This is a genomic window from Sphingomonas sp. (assembly GCF_025353885.1).
GTDB lineage: Bacteria > Pseudomonadota > Alphaproteobacteria > Sphingomonadales > Sphingomonadaceae > Sphingomonas_O.
This window is the reverse complement of the sequence record NZ_JANXNX010000107.1, coordinates 22,751-41,378: the sequence shown is the minus strand read 5'-3', so window position 1 is coordinate 41,378 and position 18,628 is coordinate 22,751. Positions and strand designations below refer to the sequence as shown.

Sequence of the window (18,628 nt, the reverse complement as noted above, 5' to 3'; positions counted from 1 at the left end):
AACTCGCGCCCAAATCGAATTCCAAAAATTGTGCCTCTCAGCTCCTGATAAACTCCGGTATGGGGCTGCATCAACGGCGCGAGAATATTTCTAGCGAATGACAGTTCGTCATTCCCGCACGCAGTAAGACTAAGATCCCTTTTTAAATCTTGATATATTCGAGCTGCCGAAGCTTTAGTGTCATCATGTGGATGGCTTCGCTCATTTGTCGCTTCGGCCATATAACCCGCTTTCCGTTGTAAGAAGGCGGGGCAAACGGCAGCCCTTCACTCTTTTTTATAGAGCCGCAAGGTTTTGTTGCAAACTGACGTTGGGGATTCACGCAGGGAATCGAGCGAACTAGATGGGCGTGATGCCCAACCCTTCCGGACCTGGGTATCGCACGACGAACTGGCCTGATTATAATGCTGCGCTGAAGTGGCGTGGGTCGCTGGAAATATGGTTTGATCCAGAGATGCACTGGCTCTCGAAGCTGTGTGGTGGCCCTGGTCGCCCGATGCGGTTTTCAGACAGCGCGATCGAGCTGTGCCTGACGCTGAAGACGCTGTTCAACCTGCCTTTGCGGCAAGTGACGGGGTTGGTTGCGAGCCTGATCAAAATGGCGGGGGAAGAAGATCAAAGGGCGCAAGCGTCATATCGTGACTGAAATCTGCGGTTACCTTGTCCACGCTGTGATCCACACCACCGATATTCAGGACCGCGACGGTGCGCCGCTGGTCCTCAAAGCTGCGATGCGGACGCATCCCCCTGTCGAGCAAAGTGCATGGTGGTTGGCCACCGATAACTGAATGTGATGTAATCCAGGTGCGCCCTTGGTCGGCACAATTGCTGTCCCCGGTTCTTCAAACAGGCCAATTGTCTGGGTGTAGGGAAAATCGAGCGAGAGGCGGAAAAAGCACATGCACAGGTCGGAGGCGCGGGTTTGTCCCCCCAAGTCGAGCGGACTGGTACCCGCCAGCGGCGTATGTTCAAAAAAAGGCGCAACTCCGAGCACGGTCGCGTACCAAGATTTCATCACGTCGAGTTGCCCGGTCTTCAGGATCGTTTCGCTGATTTTTAACTGAGAACACGGCTGGCTCCCCCTATGCTCGCTCATCGCACTCTCCGCCTTTCGTTCAGGGCAGATTAGTGCAAGTTGAGAACACCGGCATTCTGCAATTCCCGGTGTGCGATGACCAGCGGGCATCGGAGTCCGGTGAGACGTCTCAGATCAAGATGCTCTCGGCGAAAGCCTAATCTTACTTGCAGGGCTGTGTCTCGGTGTCGACGTGTGGCTGCCGTCGCAAGCGCCAGGCAGCCCCCGCCTGACGAACGCTCAAAGTTTCTTAGGCCGGATCGACATCCAGGGTTCGCAACGGTCTTGATGTCTGATTCATGAGGTTCCGTGTTGAAGCGCGGAGCGTAACTTGGCGGCAAATGATGAGTCTATCCGCTGTGTGCTTATAAGTGGCAGAGAAGAGGTTTTTACTGCAGGTAACGACCTGAAGGATTTTCTTCAGGCGCCCCTTTCGGCCGAGGGCGGGGGCGTCATGGAGTTTCTGAATGTGCTGGCGGCCTTTCCCAAACCGCTGGGCGCGGCCGTTTCCGGCGTTGCGGTCGGCATCGGTGTCACGTTGCTGTTCCATTGTGATTTCGTGGTCGCATCCGTCAAGGCGACCTTTCGGCCCCATTTATCGATCTGGGCCTGACGCCGGAAGCCGGATCGACGTATCTTGCGCCGCGCCAGCTTGGACAGAAGGCAACGAACCGGCTGTTCCTGCTAGGTGAAACGCTGGCCGCCCAACAGGCGTTGGACATGGGATTGATAAGTTATGTGATAGATGGCCCCGTCGTGCCAACAGCGCTGGTTATCGCCGAGCGTGTAGCGTCGCGCTCGCCCCGCGCAGTCCAGGAAACGAAGCGGCTGCTTGGATATAGCCAACGCAAATCGGTGCAGGAGCAGATGAATGAAGAAGGACGCGTCTTCGGGGAACTGGTCAAGTCGGACTATTGCCGCGCCCTCTTTGCCCGCTTTCTTGGCCGGTAGCGCCGACCGGGCACTCTTTGATGAGGTGGGCAGGCCGCACCCGGCGCTGATAACCGCCGCATATTACCCTGGGGCTGGGTTTATTTCGCTACCCGCCCGCTCTTGAATTTCTGACTCGCCCCATAGCGCGTCTTGCGCGTGCCGGGCTTGCCCTCGTTGCTGCGTCCCATGATCGGCGCCTTGGACTGCTCGTGCGCGGGCAGGCCTAGTTCCTCAGCCTCCAACGAACGTATCTCGTCCCGGATACGCCCGGCGGTCTCGAACTCGAGATCGCCTGCTGCTTTGCGCATCCGGACCTCGAGTTCCTCGATATACCCGCGCAAATTATGGCCAACCATGTGGGGGCGGTCATCGTCGATCGGGATCGTCACCTGGTCACGCGATGACAAGTGCCCGATCACGTCAGAGATATTGCGCTTGATCGTCATCGGCGTAATGCCGTGAAGCGCGTTATACTCCATTTGCTTTTCGCGCCTCCGGTCGGTCTCGCGCATTGCCCGCTCCATGCTGCCGGTTATCCGGTCGGCATACAGGATCACCCGCCCGTCGACGTTACGCGCTGCGCGCCCGATGGTCTGGATCAGCGACGTTTCCGATCGCAAGAACCCTTCCTTGTCGGCATCCAAGATCGCAACCAGTCCGCATTCGGGAATATCCAACCCCTCCCGCAGCAGGTTGATGCCGATCAGCACGTCATACACGCCCAACCGCAAATCGCGGATCAGTTCGATACGCTCCAGCGTCTCGACGTCACTGTGCATATAGCGGACCTTGATCCCCGCCTCGTGCAGATATTCGGTCAGGTCCTCGGCCATCCGTTTGGTCAGCGTCGTCACCAAAGTCCGATAGCCGTCCGCAGTCGTCTTGCGGATTTCGTTGATGACGTCGTCAACCTGGTCCTCAACCGGCTTGATCTCAACCGGCGGATCGATCAGTCCGGTCGGACGAATAACCTGTTCGGCAAACACGCCACCGGTCTGTTCCATTTCCCACGGCCCCGGCGTCGCCGACACGCACACCGTCTGCGGACGCATTGCATCCCATTCGTTGAACCGCAGCGGCCGGTTGTCGATCGCCGAGGGCAACCGGAACCCATATTCCGTCAGCGTCAGCTTCCGCCGGTGATCGCCCCGCGACATACCGTTGACCTGCCCGATGGTGACATGGCTCTCATCGACAAACAGCAGCGCGTTCTCGGGCAGATATTCAAACAAGGTCGGCGGCGGCTCGCCCGGCAAACGCCCGGTCAGGAAACGCGAGTAATTTTCAATACCTGCACAACTTCCGGTCGCCGCGATCATCTCCAGATCGAAGTTCGTTCGCTGCTCCAGCCGCTGCGCCTCGAGCAATTTGCCTTCCAGCACCAACTCTTTCAGCCGCTCGCTCAGCTCATGCCTGATTGCGTCCATCGCCTGTTTCATCGTCGGACCGGGCGTGACGTAATGGCTGTTGGCATAAATCCGCACCGAATCCAGCGTCGCCGATTTCTTGCCCGTCAGCGGATCGAACTCGACGATCCCCTCGATCTCGTCGCCAAAGAAACTGATCCGCCACGCGCTGTCCTCGTAGTGCGAAGGAAATATCTCCAGATTGTCCCCGCGCACCCTGAAATTGCCGCGCTGAAATGCCGCATCGTTGCGCTTGTACTGAAGCGCCACCAGCTTGCGGACGATCTCTGACAAGTCCGCCCCTGCACCCTTTTTCAGATCGAAGATCATCGCTGAATAGGTCTCAACCGATCCGATACCGTAAAGGCACGACACCGAAGCCACGATGATCACATCGTCGCGTTCCAGCAACGACCGGGTGGCCGAATGGCGCATCCGGTCGATCGATTCGTTCGTCGAGCTTTCCTTTTCGATATAAGTGTCCGACCGCGCCACATAGGCCTCGGGCTGGTAATAGTCATAGTAACTGACGAAATATTCGACGGCGTTTTCAGGGAAAAAGCTTTTCATTTCCCCGTAGAGCTGCGCCGCCAATATCTTGTTGGGCGCAAGGATCAGCGCAGGCCGCTGCAACTCCTCGATCACCCGCGCCATAGTGAAGGTCTTGCCCGAACCCGTCACGCCAAGCAGGACCTGATTGCGCTCACCGTCGAGCGCCGTCGCCACCAGCTCCTTGATTGCCGTCGGCTGATCGCCCGCCGCTTCATAGTCGGAAACGACCTTGAAGCGCTTGCTACCCTCCGCCTTTTGCGGCCGCGTCGGGCGATGCGGGACAAAGCTCTCGTTGGTTTCAGGCTCGGCGAGCGACGTGCGGATTTGAATTGCCATAAGGGTCAGATATGGTGGCTTACAAAGACGGGCGCAACGTCATTGATCCAGGAGTTTCCATCATGAAATATTTCATCGTCCTGACCCCATTACTGCTGCTGGCCTGCAACAAGGGGCCATCGGTCGACGTCCAGAATGCCTCTGTTGAAGACGTTGCTGCAAAGGCCAAGGCGGCGCTGAAGATCGAACCCGGCTTGTGGACATCCAACACCGAAATCCTGTCGATCGAGATGCCGGGCATCAAGGACAAGGCAATTGCCGCCCAGATCACCAATTCCATGAAAGGAGCCAAGAACCCCGAGTTTACGCATTGCGTAACCGCTGCCGAAGCCGAAAAGCCATCGTCCGAAATGTTTGCGAGCAAGGCCAATGGTCAGTGCAAATACAACAATTTCCAAATGGCGAACGGCCGGATCGACGCGACGATGACATGTACGCCGCAGGGCGGCGTTATGAAGATGGCGATGAACGGCACTTATTCCTCGACCGCCTATGACATGACGATGAAGATGGTAACGTCGAACGCCCAGATGCCCGGCGGCGGCATGTCGATGAAAGCGCATACGAAGGGCGTGCGGACGGGGGTTTGCAAGGCCTGAGGGACAGGACGGTTGATCGGGCTCAGCGCGGTTCTGGGTCGGAGTAATCGACGGGCTTGTCGCCATACCGCTCTCTCAGCACACGCGCGCGCCTCCAATGCCCGCCTTCGTCGGGGTCCAGTTCATCGGGAAACTCGAATGTGGCTTGAAACGTCCCATTTATAACCGTGTATTGCATGACTTCCCACTTTTTATCGGCCTCGGTAGCGTCCCAAGCATCCATAATGCGGTCGAGCAATTCTTTCGAAGGATCCCTATACAAAATCCGGTTGCCCAATTCCCGGAATATCCCCCCCTGCCCAAGCGCGCCCCGCTTCTGCATAGAGAAACGCTCCTTCCCCGCTGATACCAAGATCCTTGACAATGAGTCTGCCAATATGCGCATAGATTTCACCGATCTCCAGTGGCTTCACGTCATCCTCCCGGGGAGTTCTTAAAGGACTGCCGACGACGTGCTCCATCCACAAAGTAATTTACATCGATCGACGATGGCCGCTTGGATTGACCTTGATAAGTAGGTGTGATGCTTACAGTAATTTTATGACCCGCCCGAACATCATTTGCCCAAACATTCTCCATCGATTTGTAGGCGCCTCGATTAAAATTCCCGTCTTGCGTGAAGTGGTTGAATGCTTCTGTCGGACCGTCGAAGCGGCGTGCGATGCAATGACCATCGTGGTCGGTGGACAAACGATCCGGCTTGCCTGCGTTCCGCTGACTGGCCTGCGACCGCTTGGCATCTGCCAGCCTCAAAGTGCCCGTCACCAACCGCGTGCGCTTGGCGCTATCCAATGCAAAATCGTAACCGTTTCTTGTCTCGTGGGTTCCGACCTCGCCTAACGCCGGTCTTCCTGCGCGGCCAATTGGAACTTCACGGGTAAAAACGACCGGGCCGACTTTGCTTTTGGGTCTACGGGGAAGGACATGTTTCGTTGGCGAATTCCAACGTCCGGTCGCTCCACCGCCGCCTGCACTTCCACCGCCCTCGGTATAAAAGCGTCCGCCCGTACCAAAGGTGAACCTCCCATCGCGGGATCATGATTATGGTTATATTTCAGTTCAACCTGATCGGGCGCGCGCCGATGCCCAGTCCGTAGGTAGGTGCCGAACGCTACCAAGTACCCGTCGCATGCGATGTTGCTCTTGGTTCCCGGCACGCCAATCTCCCCGTGATGGTGTCGGCCGCTATAACCATAAATCGGAACAAATAAAGAACATTAACGAGTTACCTATGGCACAAAGTCCAGATACTCACCCTCGAAAATCCGGCACCCGCTTTTCCATATTGGCCGTCACCGCCTCGATCTGGTTGACCGACCCGAGTAACGCCATCTGCTCCTCGGTTTCATGCGCTAAAATTTGCGGCCCATCACCGTCCGCCGCGAAGTTATAAAGCAGCTTCGCCCCCCGCACGGCGTCGGGACTTTTCCCCGCAATCTCCCGCGCCAGTGCCATCGCCTCGGTCAGCGGATCGTCGGCAAGCCGCGTCACGAATCCCAAGCGCGCCGCTTCTTCGCCCGAAAACTCGCGCCCGGTATAGGTCAGTTCGCGCAATACATCGTCACGCACGAGCGTCCGCCACAGTGCGATGCCCCCCATGTCGGGCACCAGCCCCCATTTTATTTCCATTATCGACATCCTTGTGGCCGGATGAGCGATCCGGATGTCGGCGCCAGCCATGATCTGGAAACCGCCCCCGAAAGCGACGCCGTGGACGGCAGCGATCACCGGCACCGCCAGCGTCCGCCACCCCCATGCAATATGCTGAAAGATATTGGCATCGCCGTGAGTGCGCGCGCCCAAGTCCTGCCCGCCCCCCGGTCCGACACCCAATCCGGAAGCCATGCTCACCATGTCGAGGCCGGCACAGAACGCACTGCCCTCTCCCGACAGGACAACCGCGCGCAAGCCCGCGGTGTCGGCCAGTGTGGCAATGGCGTCAGCAATTGCAGCGAACATCGCAGGGTCCAGTGCGTTCATTTTGTCCGCACGATCCAGCCGGACATCGGCGACATGTTCGGTCACGCTGAGTGAAATCGGCATCGCAATTCTCCCTGACGCTGCTTTTAGCTTGCACACTGTCGGAGTCACGGGGTTTACGCGAACGTCAGGCCGTTGCTATCATGATCGACTATGATACTGGCTTTTGATCCCACCAAGCTCGGAACGATACTTGCTTCCCATGGGCATAATGCGTTGATCGGGATCGCTTATGGCGCGCATGGTGATGACTGGGTCGAACTGACATTGCCTTACGCCGAACGGCTGGTCGGCGATCCGACCACGGGCATATTGGCGTCGGGACCAATCTTTACCCTGATGGACATGGCGTCTAGCATGGCTGTCTGGACCTCAACGAAGCGGTTCCGCCCGCTCGCAACCATCGACATGCGCGTCGATTACCTCCGCCCTGCCATCCCCGGTAAAACGGTCGTCGGACGTGGCCAATGTTACTGCATGACAAAGACAATAGCGTTTGTGCGGGGTGAGGCGCACGATGGAGACCCGGCAAAACCGCTGGCTCATGTTGCTGGGACATTTATGTTTACCGATGTCGAATAGTCCACCACCTCTCGTGGGTCATTCACCCTATGCGCGCGTCCTCGGCATCGAACAGCTGGAGCGTGAGGGTCGTGAAATGATCGTCATGCACCCCGGCGATCATCTTGTCGGTCGGCCGGCTTTCCTTCATGGCGGCGCGATCAGCGGACTGGTAGAAAATGCTGCCTGGTTTATGTTACGCGATGTTTTGGGTGACGTCGTGTTCAAACCCATCTCGGTAACAGTCGAGTTTTTGCGCGGCGGCAAGCTGGTCGACACTTTTGCCGCCGCTCGATGCACACGCCTAGGTCGCAAGCTCGCTTTTGTCGAGGCTTGGGGCTGGCAGGACGATGAGGCCAGTCCGATTGTTCGGGCTGACCTCAAATATCTCATCGTTCGATAGGGTTAACGGCAGCGCTGGATAATGCCCCAGCCACCACGGTAGTCATCCCAGACCCGCTCACTCCAGCAAGAACGGTAGTTCCGGTAGCGAGGAGCGTCGTAATAGTAGCCCCCACCATTACGATAATAGTCGCGATAATAGGGGTCGTTGTAATAACCACGATATCCGCTGTCATAATAGCGGTCCCCGTCACGATGATCCGAAGCGATGGCGGCGCCGACGGCCAATCCGAGAATTCCCACACCTATGGCCAGCCCGGCATCGCTGCCGCGGTGCCCATATCCGCCATGATAATCACCACCGTAATGCCGTCCTTCGTAGCGCTGTGCCTCCGCAGGGGCGGCAATCGAAAGGACGCTTGCGCTAAGCGCCAACCCTAGCAAAGCCTTGTTCAACATTCCCATTTTACATCTCCTTATACGCCATCCCCGAAAGGAATAGGCTGCGCCAAAACCTACGAGTCGCGATGCCACTAATTCTATATTGACCGGGTGACGCTGAACGGTGGGAGAATGAAGCGTTAATGATGATGACAGGATCGGCGTACAGAAGAGATCGGGGGTTTTGCAAATTCACATTTGTGCCGTCACAGGTTATGCGGAATTAACAGTCAAGTCATTCGCGAAGGGCGCTGTGTGCAGTCTATTATTCAAGATCTCGAGCGACGTCGTGCTACCGCGCATATGGGCGGTGGCCAAAAGCGGATCGACGCACAGCACAGCAAGGGCCGCCTGACCGCCCGTGAGCGCCTCGGCGTGTTGCTGGACGAAGGCTCCTTCGAAGAACTCGACATGTATGTGGAACATAATTGTGTTGATTTCGGCATGCACGAGACGATCATCCCTGGCGACGGCGTCGTCACCGGCTCAGGGACCATCAACGGACGACTAGTCTTCGTATTCAGCCAGGACTTCACCGTGTTCGGCGGCTCGCTCTCCGAACGGCACGCACAAAAAATCTGCAAGGTGATGGATTCCGCCATGAAGGTCGGCGCCCCCATCATCGGATTGAACGACAGCGGCGGCGCACGTATTCAGGAGGGTGTGGCCTCGCTCGGTGGCTATGCTGAAGTGTTTCAGCGCAACGTGCTGGCATCGGGCGTCGTACCCCAGCTCAGCCTTATCATGGGGCCGTGCGCAGGCGGTGCGGTTTACTCGCCAGCGATGACCGACTTCATCTTCATGGTGAAGGATTCGAGCTATATGTTCGTGACCGGCCCCGACGTCGTGAAGACTGTGACCAACGAAATCGTGACGCAGGAAGCGCTTGGCGGCGCGCTCACCCACACCACCAAATCGGGCGTCGCGGACAATGCGTTCGAAAACGACATAGAGACATTGCTGGCCGCCCGCGACCTGATCGACTTTCTCCCCGCATCGAACCGTTCGCCCGTGCCGGAGCGCCCGACTGCGGACGAGTGGGACCGGATCGAGGACAGCCTCGACATGCTGATCCCCGCCAACGCGAACCAGCCATACGATATGCACGAGATTATCGTGAAGACGCTCGACGAGGGCGATTTCTTTGAGATCCAGCCTGCCCATGCCGGCAACATCCTGATCGGTTTCGGCCGTATCGAAGGCCGCACCGTCGGCGTCGTCGCCAATCAGCCGATGGTCCTCGCCGGTTGCCTTGACATCAATTCGTCAAAGAAGGCCGCGCGGTTCGTGCGGTTCTGCGACGCCTTTGACATCCCGATCCTCACCTTCGTCGACGTTCCCGGCTTCCTCCCGGGCGTTGGTCAGGAACACAGCGGCATCATCAAGCATGGCGCCAAACTGCTGTTCGCCTATGCCGAAGCCACGGTGCCGAAGATCACGATCATCACCCGCAAGGCCTATGGCGGCGCTTACGACGTGATGGCCTCCAAGCATCTGCGCGGTGACCTCAACTACGCCTGGCCGACCGCAGAGATCGCCGTGATGGGTGCGAAAGGGGCCGTCGAAATCATCTTCCGTGGCAAGACTCCGGAAGAAATCGCAGAACGCACCAAGGAATATGAAGCCCGCTTCGCCAACCCTTTCATCGCGGCGAGCAAGGGGTTTATCGACGAAGTCATCATGCCCCACGCTACCCGCAAACGCATCGCGACGGGCCTACGGAAGCTCCGGAACAAGGTTCTGGAAAATCCGTGGAAAAAGCATGACAATATTCCACTTTGAGTGATTTCACATGAAACTAGGCCGACTGAACCACATTGGCGTCGCAACGCCCTCGATCCAAGCCAGCGCCACGCATTGGCGCGATGTGATGGGCGCGACCATAATTCATGAACCCTTCGACCTCCCCGCCCAGGGCGTGAAGGTCTGTTTCGTGGACACCCCAAACGCGCAGATCGAACTGATCGAGCCACTGGGCGCAAACTCGCCAATCCACGGTTTCCTCGCCAAGAACCCGCTCGGTGGCCAGCATCACATCTGTTTCGAAGTTCCCGACATCCACGCTGCCCGCGACGAGCTTCTCGCGCTCGGCAAACGCGTGCTGGGGGAACCCCGCATCGGCGCGCACGGGACGCTGATCTTTTTCGTCCATCCAAAAGACATGGGCGGTATGCTGACCGAAATCATGGAGACTCCCAGTGACCATTGAGGACTGGGAAGCCGCCGCCGCCAAAGAGGTAAAGGGCCGTGACCTCACATGGCACACCGCCGAGGGCATCGACGTCAAACCGCTCTACACGGCAGATGACACAGCCGACCTAGACCCCGGCCTTCCCGGTTTTGCGCCGTTCACACGCGGCGTCCGCGCGACGATGTACGCCGGTCGCCCGTGGACGATCCGCCAATACGCCGGTTTTTCGACGGCGGAGGCCTCGAACGCCTTCTATCACCGCAATTTGAAAGCGGGGCAAAAGGGCCTTTCAGTCGCCTTCGACCTTGCCACCCATCGCGGTTACGACAGCGACCACCCGCGCGTCACGGGCGACGTGGGCAAGGCGGGCGTCGCCATCGACACCATCGACGACATGAAAATTTTGTTCGACGGCATCCCGCTCGATAAAATGTCGGTCAGCATGACGATGAATGGCGCGGTCATCCCGATTCTCGCCTTCTTCATCGTCGCAGGCGAGGAACAGGGCGTCCCCCAGGAACTGCTCGACGGCACCATCCAGAACGACATCCTCAAGGAGTTCATGGTCCGTAACACCTATATCTACCCGCCCGAACCCTCGATGCGGATCATCTCCGACATCTTCGGGTACACATCGCGCGACATGCCGAAGTTCAACAGCATCTCGATTTCCGGCTATCATATGCAGGAAGCGGGTGCGACGCAGGTTCAGGAACTCGCCTTCACCATCGCCGACGGAGCCGAATATGTCCGCTACGGCGTGGCATCGGGCCTCGACATCGACAAATTCGCGGGTCGCCTGAGCTTCTTTTTCGCCATAGGCATGAACTTCTTCATGGAGATCGCAAAGCTGCGCGCCGCCCGCGTGTTGTGGCATCGCGTCATGACGAACATGGGTGCAAACGACGAACGCTCGAAGATGCTGCGCACCCATTGCCAGACCAGCGGCGTCTCGCTGACCGAACAGGACCCCTATAACAACGTCATGCGCACGACGATCGAGGCGATGGCGGCGATGCTCGGCGGCACCCAGTCGCTGCACACCAACGCGCTCGACGAAGCCATCGCCCTGCCCACCGACTTTTCCGCGCGCATCGCCCGCAACACCCAGATCATCATCCAGGAAGAGACGGGCATGACCAAGGTCGTCGATCCCCTCGGCGGCTCCTATTATGTCGAGGCGCTGACCGCCGAACTGGTCGACAAGGCCTGGGCGATCATCGAAAAGGTCGAGGCCGACGGCGGCATGGCAAAGGCCGTGGCCGCCGGTTGGCCCAAGTCCATGATCGAGGAAGCCGCCGCCGCCCGGCAGGCCCGCGTCGATCGCGCCGAGGACGTCATCGTCGGCGTCAACAAATACCGCCTCGAAACCGAAGACCATCTCGACACGCTCGACATCGACAACGACATGGTCCGCGAAGGCCAGATCGCCCGGATCAAGCGCGTCAAGGCCGGTCGCGATGCCGCCGCTTGCGAAGCCGCGCTGGCCGCCCTGCGCGATGGAGCCGCCCAGCCTTCGAGCATCGAAAACAACCTGCTGGGCCTCGCGGTAAAAGCCGCCCGCGCCCGCGCCACCCTCGGTGAAATCTCGTCGGCGATGGAGGAAAGCTTCGGCCGTTACGGCACCACGCCGACACCCGTAAAGGGCGTCTATGGCGCACCGTATGAGGGCGACACCCGCTGGAACCAGGTGCTCGACGGCGTGCTCGCGGTCGAACGCCGCCTGGGCCGCAAGCCAAAGATGATGGTCGCCAAAATGGGTCAGGACGGCCATGATCGCGGTGCCAACATCATCGCATCCGCGTTCGGTGACATGGGTTTCGAGATCGTCTCCGGCCCGCTGTTCCAGACTCCGGAAGAAACCGTCCTCGTCGCCATTGAAGCCGGTGTCGACGTCGTCGGCGCATCCAGCCTTGCCGCCGGGCACAAATCGCTCATCCCCGAACTGATCCGCCAGCTTCGCGAACACGGCCGCAACGATATCAAGGTCATTGCGGGCGGCGTCATCCCCCCGCAGGATTACGAATTCCTCCGCAACGCGGGCGTCGCGGGCATCTATGGCCCCGGAACCAACGTGGTCGAAGCCGCCGCCGATGTGCTCCGCCTGCTCGGCCATAATATGCCACCCCTCGAAGAGAGTCTCGCCGCAGAATGATCGCCCTTCTCATCCTCGCCACCGCAGCGACCTGCTCCAGTGCAACGACGCAGACCGACATGAACGCCTGCGCCGCCATGGACGCGCACGTCGCCGATGGTCGGATCAACCGTCAGTGGTCGGCAACCTATGGCGTGATGAAAAAGCGCGATGCGTCCGACACGTCGCGTGGCGGTGGCCCCGGCTATGCGCCCGCGCTGCTCGCCGCCCAGCGTGCATGGCTCCAGTATCGCGACCGGCAATGCGTGGTCGAGGGGCTAGAAGTTTCCGGCGGATCGATGCAACCGATGGTCATCGCCAACTGCCGCGCACGTATGACCGACGCGCGGACAAAACAACTTGCCGGATTGGTGAAATCGAAATGACGAACTTGACGCTTGACCGTTCCCCGGCGCAGGCCGCGGAAATGCGGTGTGACTGGACCCGCGCCGAAATCGCCGCGCTGTTCGACCTGCCCTTCGACGAACTCATGTTCCGTGCGCAGACCGTCCACCGCACCAACCACGCGCCCAGCGAAGTGCAGCTTTGCACATTGCTGTCGATCAAGACCGGCGGCTGCCCCGAAGACTGCGGCTATTGCTCGCAATCGTCATCCTCGGACTCCGGCTTGAAAGCTGAAAAGCTGATGGATGTCGCCAACGTCCTCGCCTCCGCCGCCGAAGCCAAAGCCTCCGGATCGCAGCGTTTCTGCATGGGTGCCGCATGGCGCAACCCCAAGGACCGCGACATGGATGCCATCGTCGAGATGGTCGAGGGCGTTCGCGCAATGGGCCTCGAAACCTGCATGACTTTAGGAATGCTGACCGGCGACCAGGCCCGACGCCTCGGCGATGCAGGCCTCGATTATTACAATCACAACATCGACACCTCGCCTGAAAATTACGGCAACGTCATCACGACGCGCACGTTCCAGGACCGGCTCGACACGCTTTCCGAAGTCCGTGACGCAGGCATTTCGGTCTGCTGCGGCGGCATTGTCGGCATGGGCGAAACCCGCGCTGACCGCGTCGGCTTCGTCCACGCGCTCGCCACCCTGCCCAAACACCCCGAAAGCGTCCCCGTCAATGCGCTCGTGCCGGTGCGCGGCACTGTGCTGGGCGATATGCTCGCCGACACGCCGATGGCCAAACTGGACGACATCGAATTCGTCCGCACCATCGCCGTCGCCCGCATCGCCATGCCCCTCAGCATGGTACGCCTGTCCGCAGGCCGCGAAAGCATGAGCGACGCGACACAGGCGCTCGCCTTCATGGCGGGCGCGAATAGCATTTTTACCGGCGACAAATTGCTCACCACCGACAACGCCGGTAACGGCGCGGACCATGCTCTGTTCGCTAAACTGGGGCTGAAGCCGATGGAAGGTGCTGAACCGATGCGGCCAAACACCTTGGCAGTCGCTGCCGAATAGAAGGACACGCGACCGCCTATCTTCGCCGCCTTAATTAACGGAAACCCGCCAACGTGTTCAAAAAAATCCTCATCGCCAATCGTGGCGAAATCGCTTGCCGGGTTATCCGCACCGCCAAGAAAATGGGCATCGCCACCGTGGCGATCTATTCGGACGCCGACGCGCGCAGCCCGTTCGTGTTGATGGCCGATGAAGCGGTCCACATCGGCCCCTCCCCCGCCGCGCAGTCCTATCTGCTCGCCGACAAGATCATTGCGGCGTGCAAGCAAACTGGGGCAGAGGCCGTCCATCCCGGCTACGGCTTCCTGTCCGAACGCACTTCGTTCGCGCAAGCCCTGGCCGACAACGGCATCGCCTTCATCGGACCCCCCATCGGCGCCATCGCGGCGATGGGCGACAAGATCGAATCCAAGAAGCTGGCAAAAGCCGCTGGTGTCTCGGTCGTCCCCGGCTTCGTCGGTGAAATCGATAGCACCGAACACGCGGTCGAGATCGCGGGGGCCATCGGCTATCCGGTGATGATGAAGGCGTCCGCCGGCGGCGGCGGCAAGGGGATGCGCCTCGCCTGGTCCGAACAGGATGTTCGTGAAGGTTTCGAAGCAACCAAGCGCGAAGGGCTTGCCAGTTTCGGCGACGACCGCGTCTTCATCGAAAAGTTCATTGTCAGCCCCCATCACATCGAAATCCAGATTTTGGGCGATCAGCACGGCACGCTCCTGTACCTGGGCGAGCGAGAATGCTCGATCCAGCGCCGTCACCAGAAAGTTGTCGAAGAGGCCCCCTCGCCCTTCGTCACGCCCGAAATGCGCAAGGAAATGGGTGAACAGGCCGTCGCCCTCGCCCGCGCGGTGGGCTATTATTCGGCAGGCACGGTCGAACTTATCGTTGGTGCGGACAAGAGCTTCTACTTTCTCGAAATGAACACCCGGCTACAGGTCGAACATCCCGTCACCGAGTATATCACCGGCGTCGATCTGGTCGAACAGATGATCCGCGTCGCTTACGGTGAGAAGCTGCCGATGTCGCAGAACGACGTGAAGCTCACCGGCTGGGCCATCGAAAACCGCGTCTATGCCGAAGATCCGTATCGCGGCTTCCTGCCCTCGACCGGTCGCCTGGTGCGCTACCAGCCGCCCGAAGAAACCGGCGGCGTCCGGGTCGACGACGGTGTGAAGGAAGGCGGCGAAGTCTCGATCTTCTACGATCCCATGATCGCCAAACTCATTACCTACGGCGAAACCCGCGAAGAAGCGATCGACAAGCAGATACTTGCGCTGGACCAGTTTGAACTGGAAGGCGTCGGCCACAACCTCGACTTCCTGTCGGCGATCATGCAGCACCCCCGCTTCCGTGCCGGGCACCTAACGACGGGCTTTATCGCGGAGGAGTATCCCAACGGGTTCCACGGTGCCCCCGCTTCTGCCGACCTCCTCCGCTCACTCGCCGCCATTGCGGCCTTCGCCGCCACCGCAGAAGCCGACCGCGCCCGCCGCGTCGACGGACAACTCGGGAACCGCCTGTCACCGCCCTGTTCGTGGCAAGTTCTTATCGCCGAAGCCACGCACGATGTGACGCTTGCTGGTGATGACATTGCCGTGGACGGCGTCCCGCTCGACCTCGCCATGGAATACACCCCCGGCGACCGGATCATCGATGCTGAAGTCGGTGACGAGCCTTTGGCGGTGAAGATCGTCCGTACCCGCGCCGGGTTCAAGCTGACCACGCGCGGGGCCAGCCATGTCGTCCGCGTCCTGCCCGCGCACATCGCCCCACTTGCACGCCACATGATCGAGAAAGTCCCGCCCGACATGTCCCGTTTCCTGCTCGCCCCGATGCCCGGCCTGCTGGTCACTCTTCATGTTGCGGCAGGGGAAAAGGTCGAAGCCGGCCAGCCGCTGGCCGTCGTCGAGGCCATGAAGATGGAAAACATCCTGCGGGCAGAAAAGTCGGGCATGGTGAAAAGCCTGAGCGCAGCAGCGGGCGACAGCCTCGCGGTCGATGCAATTATTCTCGAAATGGAATAGTCGTTTTACCAAGGGGAACGTTCTGTTTGCCGAAGGCTTAAAGGCGTAAGAATAAGTAATTTCTTACTTGGAACCAAGCCATCCGACAGATTGCCGTACTCCCTTACCGTGTTGATACCGCTTCAGGCGTTAGCATTCTGCTGATCACTTCGCGAGGGACCGGGCGCTGGGTTGTTCCAAAAGGGAACCCGATTGCGGGTCTTTCTCCACATGCGGCGGCTGCACATGAAGCCGAGGAGGAGGCGGGAGTGCTGGGCGCGGTTTCGTCAAAGCCACTTGGCAGTTTTGAATACCTGAAAGTTCGCAACGACGGTAGCTCTCGCTTGGCAAAAGTCTCACTTTTTCCGTTCCTCGTCACTCACGAACTTGATGACTGGCTAGAGGCGCCTGAGCGCGAACGGCGGTGGTTTCCCCTAGATGCCGCTGCTGAAGCGGTGGACGAAGACGATCTCGCGGCGATGATCCATAATTTTCGCCCTGAGAATTTTCGTACTGCCGTCAATCAACCGGAGACGCCCAATTGCGAAACGCCCGCGGTGACGAGTGGTTCGGTGATGCGCTGGCTGCGAGCAGTCATCGCCAGATAGGTCAGATTGCGCGGACGCACTGGCATTGCATCTCAACTGGCGCCCAGAAAGTCCATCTTGCCGATCTGCACGCCCTTGTGCCGCAGGATCGCATAAGCCGTCGTGACGTGGAAAAAGAAATTCGGCAGGACGAAATGGAGTAGGAAAGACTGGCCGGTAAATGCCAAATCGCGGTCGCGAATTTTGAATGCAATGGCCTTGTTCTCGGATCCATCGACGCCAGCCGCTGGCACGCTTTCAATAAAGGCGACCGTCTTGGCAATCCGCGCCTTAAGCTGCGCGAAGGTAACTTCACTGTCTGGAAAAGCTGGGATTTCGACGCCCGCCAGTCGGGCGATGCCAGCTTTCGCGCCATCGGTGGCGATCTGCACTTGTTTGGCAAAATTAAGCATATCGGGAGCCAGCCGCGCGTCGATGAACTGCGCTTCATCGAAGTTGCCCGCTGCTGCGAACGCCTCAGCCTTAGTGATAATAGCGGTCAACGCGGCAAACTGGCGCAGAAAAATAGGCGCGGACGCCTGATACATGGAGAGCGTCATTGGCATCCCTTGAAGGCAATCACGAGAGCGTATGACAATCGGAGCTCGACGTCGAGTTGTCCTCTGTCTGTCCGAAAAGAAATCCAATGACGCGACGCAGCAATTAATGCACTAAGTCGCGGGAAGGGAAGCGCCGATCGGTGTCTTTCGCATGCAGGGACAATGCACAGTGTCGTTATATACCGTTTTTCAGGCTTGGACCGATGCGGCAACGCCCTTCCGCAGTGCGGCGCAAACGATGGTGAAAATGCACGAATCGATGGGGGTGTTCGGCGAACTACCCATGGTCCGCAACTATTTCGCGATGTTGGACGTCGTCGGTAACGCCCAGGTCACGCATACGCGGCCTTCGTTCGCCATCGACCACGTCGTGGTCGGGAATCGCGTCCTGTCGGTTCGTGAAGAAATTACCATCGCCCTGCCCTTTGGAAACCTGCTTCATTTTGCCAAGGACGAAGTCGACACCCCCCAACCGAAAATGCTCGTCGTCGCACCCTTGTCGGGACATTTTGCCACTCTGTTGCGCGAAACGGTACAGGTTCTGTTGCGCGATCACGATGTCTACATCACCGACTGGGCCAACGCGCGCGACGTGCCCCTGAGCGCAGGCAGGTTCGGGATTGAAGACTATATCGACTATACCATCCGTTTTCTTGAAGAAATAGGCCCGCGTCAGCACGTTCTGGCCGTCTGCCAGCCCTGTGTCACGACGCTCGCGACAGTCGCAATCATGGCCGAGGCCCAAAACCCCGCACAGCCCGCGACCATGACTCTGATGGGGGGCCCGATCGACACCCGCATTTCACCGACCGTGGTGAACGACCTGGCCACCGCCAACCCGATCGAGTGGTTCGCTGAAAAGCTGATCTCGCCGGTGCCAGCGCGTTACGCCGGGGCCGGGCGAAAAGTGTATCCCGGGTTTCTGCAACTGACCGCCTTCATGTCGATGAACAAGGATCGCCATACCAGCCAGCATCGTCGACTTTATCGTTTGCTTGCAGAAGGCAAGGTGGAAGAAGCGGCGGTGATTCAAGATTTCTACGAGGAGTATTTTGCCGTGCTCGATCTCGCGGCTGAATTTTATCTCGAGACTGTGGAGCAGGTTTTCCAGAAAACGCTGCTGGCCAAGGGTGAATTTGCTTACCGGGGCCGGCTGGTCGATCCGGGCCAGATCAAGCAAACTGCGTTGCTGACTGTCGAAGGCGAACGCGACGATATCTGTTCGGTAGGTCAGACTGCTGCCGCGCACGACCTGTGCTTGGGCCTCGTTCCACACATGAAACGCCACCATCTTCAGCCGGGCGTTGGCCACTACGGGCTGTTCGCGGGTCGCAAATGGGAAAACCAGGTTTACCCCCAAATCCGCAACCTTGTCCTCGCCGTGAGCTGAACATGCTTATTTGTGGAGGCTTGTCCCAAGTCTTCCATGAATTGCCGCCAACGTTTGACCGTTTCGTCGCTCAGGTTGCCCCTGCGCGCGATAACCCGCTGTTGTACGA

At 59.1% G+C, this 18,628-nt stretch carries 18 protein-coding genes and 4 pseudogenes; 14 read left to right on the top strand and 8 right to left on the bottom strand.

What is annotated here, in order from left to right; translation table 11 throughout:
- A pseudogene (locus tag Q0R02_RS11935) lies at positions 1-221 on the bottom strand (hypothetical protein); the annotation flags it as partial.
- A gap of 131 nt (positions 222-352) precedes the next feature.
- Between Q0R02_RS11935 and Q0R02_RS11930 the strand changes: the two are divergent.
- Positions 353-607: pseudogene (locus Q0R02_RS11930) on the top strand (transposase); the annotation flags it as partial.
- Positions 606-722, top strand: a pseudogene (locus Q0R02_RS11925) (IS5/IS1182 family transposase); the annotation flags it as partial. The pseudogenes Q0R02_RS11930 and Q0R02_RS11925, both read left to right, overlap by 2 nt.
- Here Q0R02_RS11925 and Q0R02_RS11920 read toward each other — a convergent pair.
- Positions 692-1,096 (bottom strand): hypothetical protein, encoded by a 405-nt coding sequence (locus Q0R02_RS11920; RefSeq protein ID WP_293883780.1) that lies wholly within the window; start codon positions 1,094-1,096, stop codon positions 692-694. The pseudogene Q0R02_RS11925 and the gene Q0R02_RS11920 sit on opposite strands and share 31 nt — an antisense overlap.
- Before the next feature lie 310 nt (positions 1,097-1,406).
- Here Q0R02_RS11920 and Q0R02_RS13845 point away from each other — a divergent pair.
- A pseudogene (locus tag Q0R02_RS13845) lies at positions 1,407-2,026 on the top strand (enoyl-CoA hydratase-related protein).
- 80 nt (positions 2,027-2,106) lie between these two features.
- On the opposite strand, the gene uvrB reads toward Q0R02_RS13845, so the two are convergent.
- On the bottom strand, positions 2,107-4,302 hold the full coding sequence (gene uvrB, locus Q0R02_RS11905; protein ID WP_293883776.1) for an excinuclease ABC subunit UvrB: 2,196 nt from the start codon (positions 4,300-4,302) through the stop codon (positions 2,107-2,109).
- A gap of 62 nt (positions 4,303-4,364) precedes the next feature.
- Here uvrB and Q0R02_RS11900 point away from each other — a divergent pair, with 62 nt between their 5' ends.
- Positions 4,365-4,901: a DUF3617 domain-containing protein gene (locus Q0R02_RS11900; RefSeq protein ID WP_293883774.1), complete on the top strand. Its 537-nt coding sequence runs from the start codon at positions 4,365-4,367 to the stop codon at positions 4,899-4,901.
- 22 nt (positions 4,902-4,923) lie between these two features.
- On the opposite strand, the gene Q0R02_RS11895 is transcribed toward Q0R02_RS11900, so the two are convergent.
- The 3 genes from Q0R02_RS11895 to Q0R02_RS11885 form a co-directional block, all read right to left on the bottom strand.
- Positions 4,924-5,223 (bottom strand): hypothetical protein, encoded by a 300-nt coding sequence (locus Q0R02_RS11895; protein ID WP_293883772.1) that lies wholly within the window; start codon positions 5,221-5,223, stop codon positions 4,924-4,926.
- Between the two features lie 92 nt (positions 5,224-5,315).
- The gene (locus tag Q0R02_RS11890) at positions 5,316-5,765 is read right to left on the bottom strand and encodes a DNA/RNA non-specific endonuclease (protein ID WP_293883786.1); all 450 of its coding nucleotides are present in this window, start codon (positions 5,763-5,765) and stop codon (positions 5,316-5,318) included.
- A 387-nt stretch (positions 5,766-6,152) separates the two neighbouring features.
- Positions 6,153-6,950: a crotonase/enoyl-CoA hydratase family protein gene (locus Q0R02_RS11885; protein ID WP_293883784.1), complete on the bottom strand. Its 798-nt coding sequence runs from the start codon at positions 6,948-6,950 to the stop codon at positions 6,153-6,155.
- Between the two features lie 84 nt (positions 6,951-7,034).
- Between Q0R02_RS11885 and Q0R02_RS11880 the strand changes: the two genes are divergently transcribed.
- Entirely contained in the window at positions 7,035-7,463 is a 429-nt protein-coding gene (locus tag Q0R02_RS11880; RefSeq protein WP_293883770.1) for a PaaI family thioesterase, read from the top strand.
- Positions 7,453-7,845, top strand: coding sequence for a PaaI family thioesterase (locus Q0R02_RS11875; protein ID WP_293883768.1), 393 nt, complete (start codon positions 7,453-7,455; stop codon positions 7,843-7,845). The genes Q0R02_RS11880 and Q0R02_RS11875 overlap by 11 nt, the downstream gene beginning before the upstream one ends.
- A 2-nt stretch (positions 7,846-7,847) precedes the next feature.
- Here Q0R02_RS11875 and Q0R02_RS11870 read toward each other — a convergent pair whose 3' ends face one another.
- Positions 7,848-8,249 carry a hypothetical protein gene (locus Q0R02_RS11870; RefSeq protein ID WP_293883766.1) on the bottom strand — a complete coding sequence of 134 codons (402 nt, stop codon included), beginning with the start codon at positions 8,247-8,249 and terminating at the stop codon, positions 7,848-7,850.
- Positions 8,250-8,480: 231 nt separating this feature from the next.
- Here Q0R02_RS11870 and Q0R02_RS11865 point away from each other — a divergent pair, with 231 nt between their 5' ends.
- The 7 genes from Q0R02_RS11865 (at position 8,481) to Q0R02_RS11835 (ending at position 16,590) form a co-directional block, all read left to right on the top strand.
- Entirely contained in the window at positions 8,481-10,007 is a 1,527-nt protein-coding gene (locus Q0R02_RS11865; RefSeq protein ID WP_293883764.1) for an acyl-CoA carboxylase subunit beta, read from the top strand.
- 10 nt (positions 10,008-10,017) lie between these two features.
- Positions 10,018-10,434 carry a methylmalonyl-CoA epimerase gene (gene mce / locus Q0R02_RS11860; protein ID WP_293883762.1) on the top strand — a complete coding sequence of 139 codons (417 nt, stop codon included), beginning with the start codon at positions 10,018-10,020 and terminating at the stop codon, positions 10,432-10,434.
- The gene (gene scpA, locus Q0R02_RS11855; protein ID WP_293883760.1) at positions 10,424-12,571 is read left to right on the top strand and encodes a methylmalonyl-CoA mutase; all 2,148 of its coding nucleotides are present in this window, start codon (positions 10,424-10,426) and stop codon (positions 12,569-12,571) included. Before mce ends, scpA begins: the two co-directional genes overlap by 11 nt.
- On the top strand, positions 12,568-12,936 hold the full coding sequence (locus Q0R02_RS11850; protein ID WP_293883758.1) for a lysozyme inhibitor LprI family protein: 369 nt from the start codon (positions 12,568-12,570) through the stop codon (positions 12,934-12,936). The genes scpA and Q0R02_RS11850 overlap by 4 nt, the downstream gene beginning before the upstream one ends.
- 41 nt (positions 12,937-12,977) lie before the next feature.
- On the top strand, positions 12,978-13,979 hold the full coding sequence (gene bioB / locus Q0R02_RS11845) for a biotin synthase BioB (RefSeq protein ID WP_293883756.1): 1,002 nt from the start codon (positions 12,978-12,980) through the stop codon (positions 13,977-13,979).
- A 53-nt stretch (positions 13,980-14,032) separates the two neighbouring features.
- Positions 14,033-16,003, top strand: coding sequence for an acetyl/propionyl/methylcrotonyl-CoA carboxylase subunit alpha (locus tag Q0R02_RS11840; RefSeq protein ID WP_293883754.1), 1,971 nt, complete (start codon positions 14,033-14,035; stop codon positions 16,001-16,003).
- A gap of 80 nt (positions 16,004-16,083) precedes the next feature.
- Positions 16,084-16,590 carry an NUDIX hydrolase gene (locus Q0R02_RS11835; RefSeq protein WP_367271468.1) on the top strand — a complete coding sequence of 169 codons (507 nt, stop codon included), beginning with the start codon at positions 16,084-16,086 and terminating at the stop codon, positions 16,588-16,590.
- Positions 16,591-16,622: 32 nt separating this feature from the next.
- Here Q0R02_RS11835 and Q0R02_RS11830 read toward each other — a convergent pair whose 3' ends face one another.
- Complete coding sequence (locus tag Q0R02_RS11830) at positions 16,623-17,129, bottom strand: DUF1993 family protein (RefSeq protein ID WP_293883752.1); 507 nt, start codon at positions 17,127-17,129, stop codon at positions 16,623-16,625.
- A 169-nt stretch (positions 17,130-17,298) separates the two neighbouring features.
- On the opposite strand from Q0R02_RS11830, the gene Q0R02_RS11825 reads away from it, so the two are divergent.
- Positions 17,299-18,519 (top strand): polyhydroxyalkanoate depolymerase, encoded by a 1,221-nt coding sequence (locus Q0R02_RS11825; protein WP_293883750.1) that lies wholly within the window; start codon positions 17,299-17,301, stop codon positions 18,517-18,519.
- The last annotated feature ends 109 nt before the right edge of the window (positions 18,520-18,628 follow it).

Bases quoted from the DNA above. Each gene is read 5' to 3' on its own strand.
- Q0R02_RS11920 (WP_293883780.1), bottom strand. From the start codon at position 1,096: ATGAGCGAGCATAGGGGGAGCCAGCCGTGTTCTCAGTTAAAAATCAGC.
- uvrB (WP_293883776.1), bottom strand. From the start codon at position 4,302: ATGGCAATTCAAATCCGCACGTCGCTCGCCGAGCCTGAAACCAACGAG.
- Q0R02_RS11900 (WP_293883774.1), top strand. From the start codon at position 4,365: ATGAAATATTTCATCGTCCTGACCCCATTACTGCTGCTGGCCTGCAAC.
- Q0R02_RS11895 (WP_293883772.1), bottom strand. From the start codon at position 5,223: ATGCAGAAGCGGGGCGCGCTTGGGCAGGGGGGGATATTCCGGGAATTG.
- Q0R02_RS11880 (WP_293883770.1), top strand. From the start codon at position 7,035: ATGATACTGGCTTTTGATCCCACCAAGCTCGGAACGATACTTGCTTCC.
- Q0R02_RS11875 (WP_293883768.1), top strand. From the start codon at position 7,453: ATGTCGAATAGTCCACCACCTCTCGTGGGTCATTCACCCTATGCGCGC.
- Q0R02_RS11870 (WP_293883766.1), bottom strand. From the start codon at position 8,249: ATGGGAATGTTGAACAAGGCTTTGCTAGGGTTGGCGCTTAGCGCAAGC.
- mce (WP_293883762.1), top strand. From the start codon at position 10,018: ATGAAACTAGGCCGACTGAACCACATTGGCGTCGCAACGCCCTCGATC.
- Q0R02_RS11850 (WP_293883758.1), top strand. From the start codon at position 12,568: ATGATCGCCCTTCTCATCCTCGCCACCGCAGCGACCTGCTCCAGTGCA.
- bioB (WP_293883756.1), top strand. From the start codon at position 12,978: ATGCGGTGTGACTGGACCCGCGCCGAAATCGCCGCGCTGTTCGACCTG.
- Q0R02_RS11830 (WP_293883752.1), bottom strand. From the start codon at position 17,129: ATGACGCTCTCCATGTATCAGGCGTCCGCGCCTATTTTTCTGCGCCAG.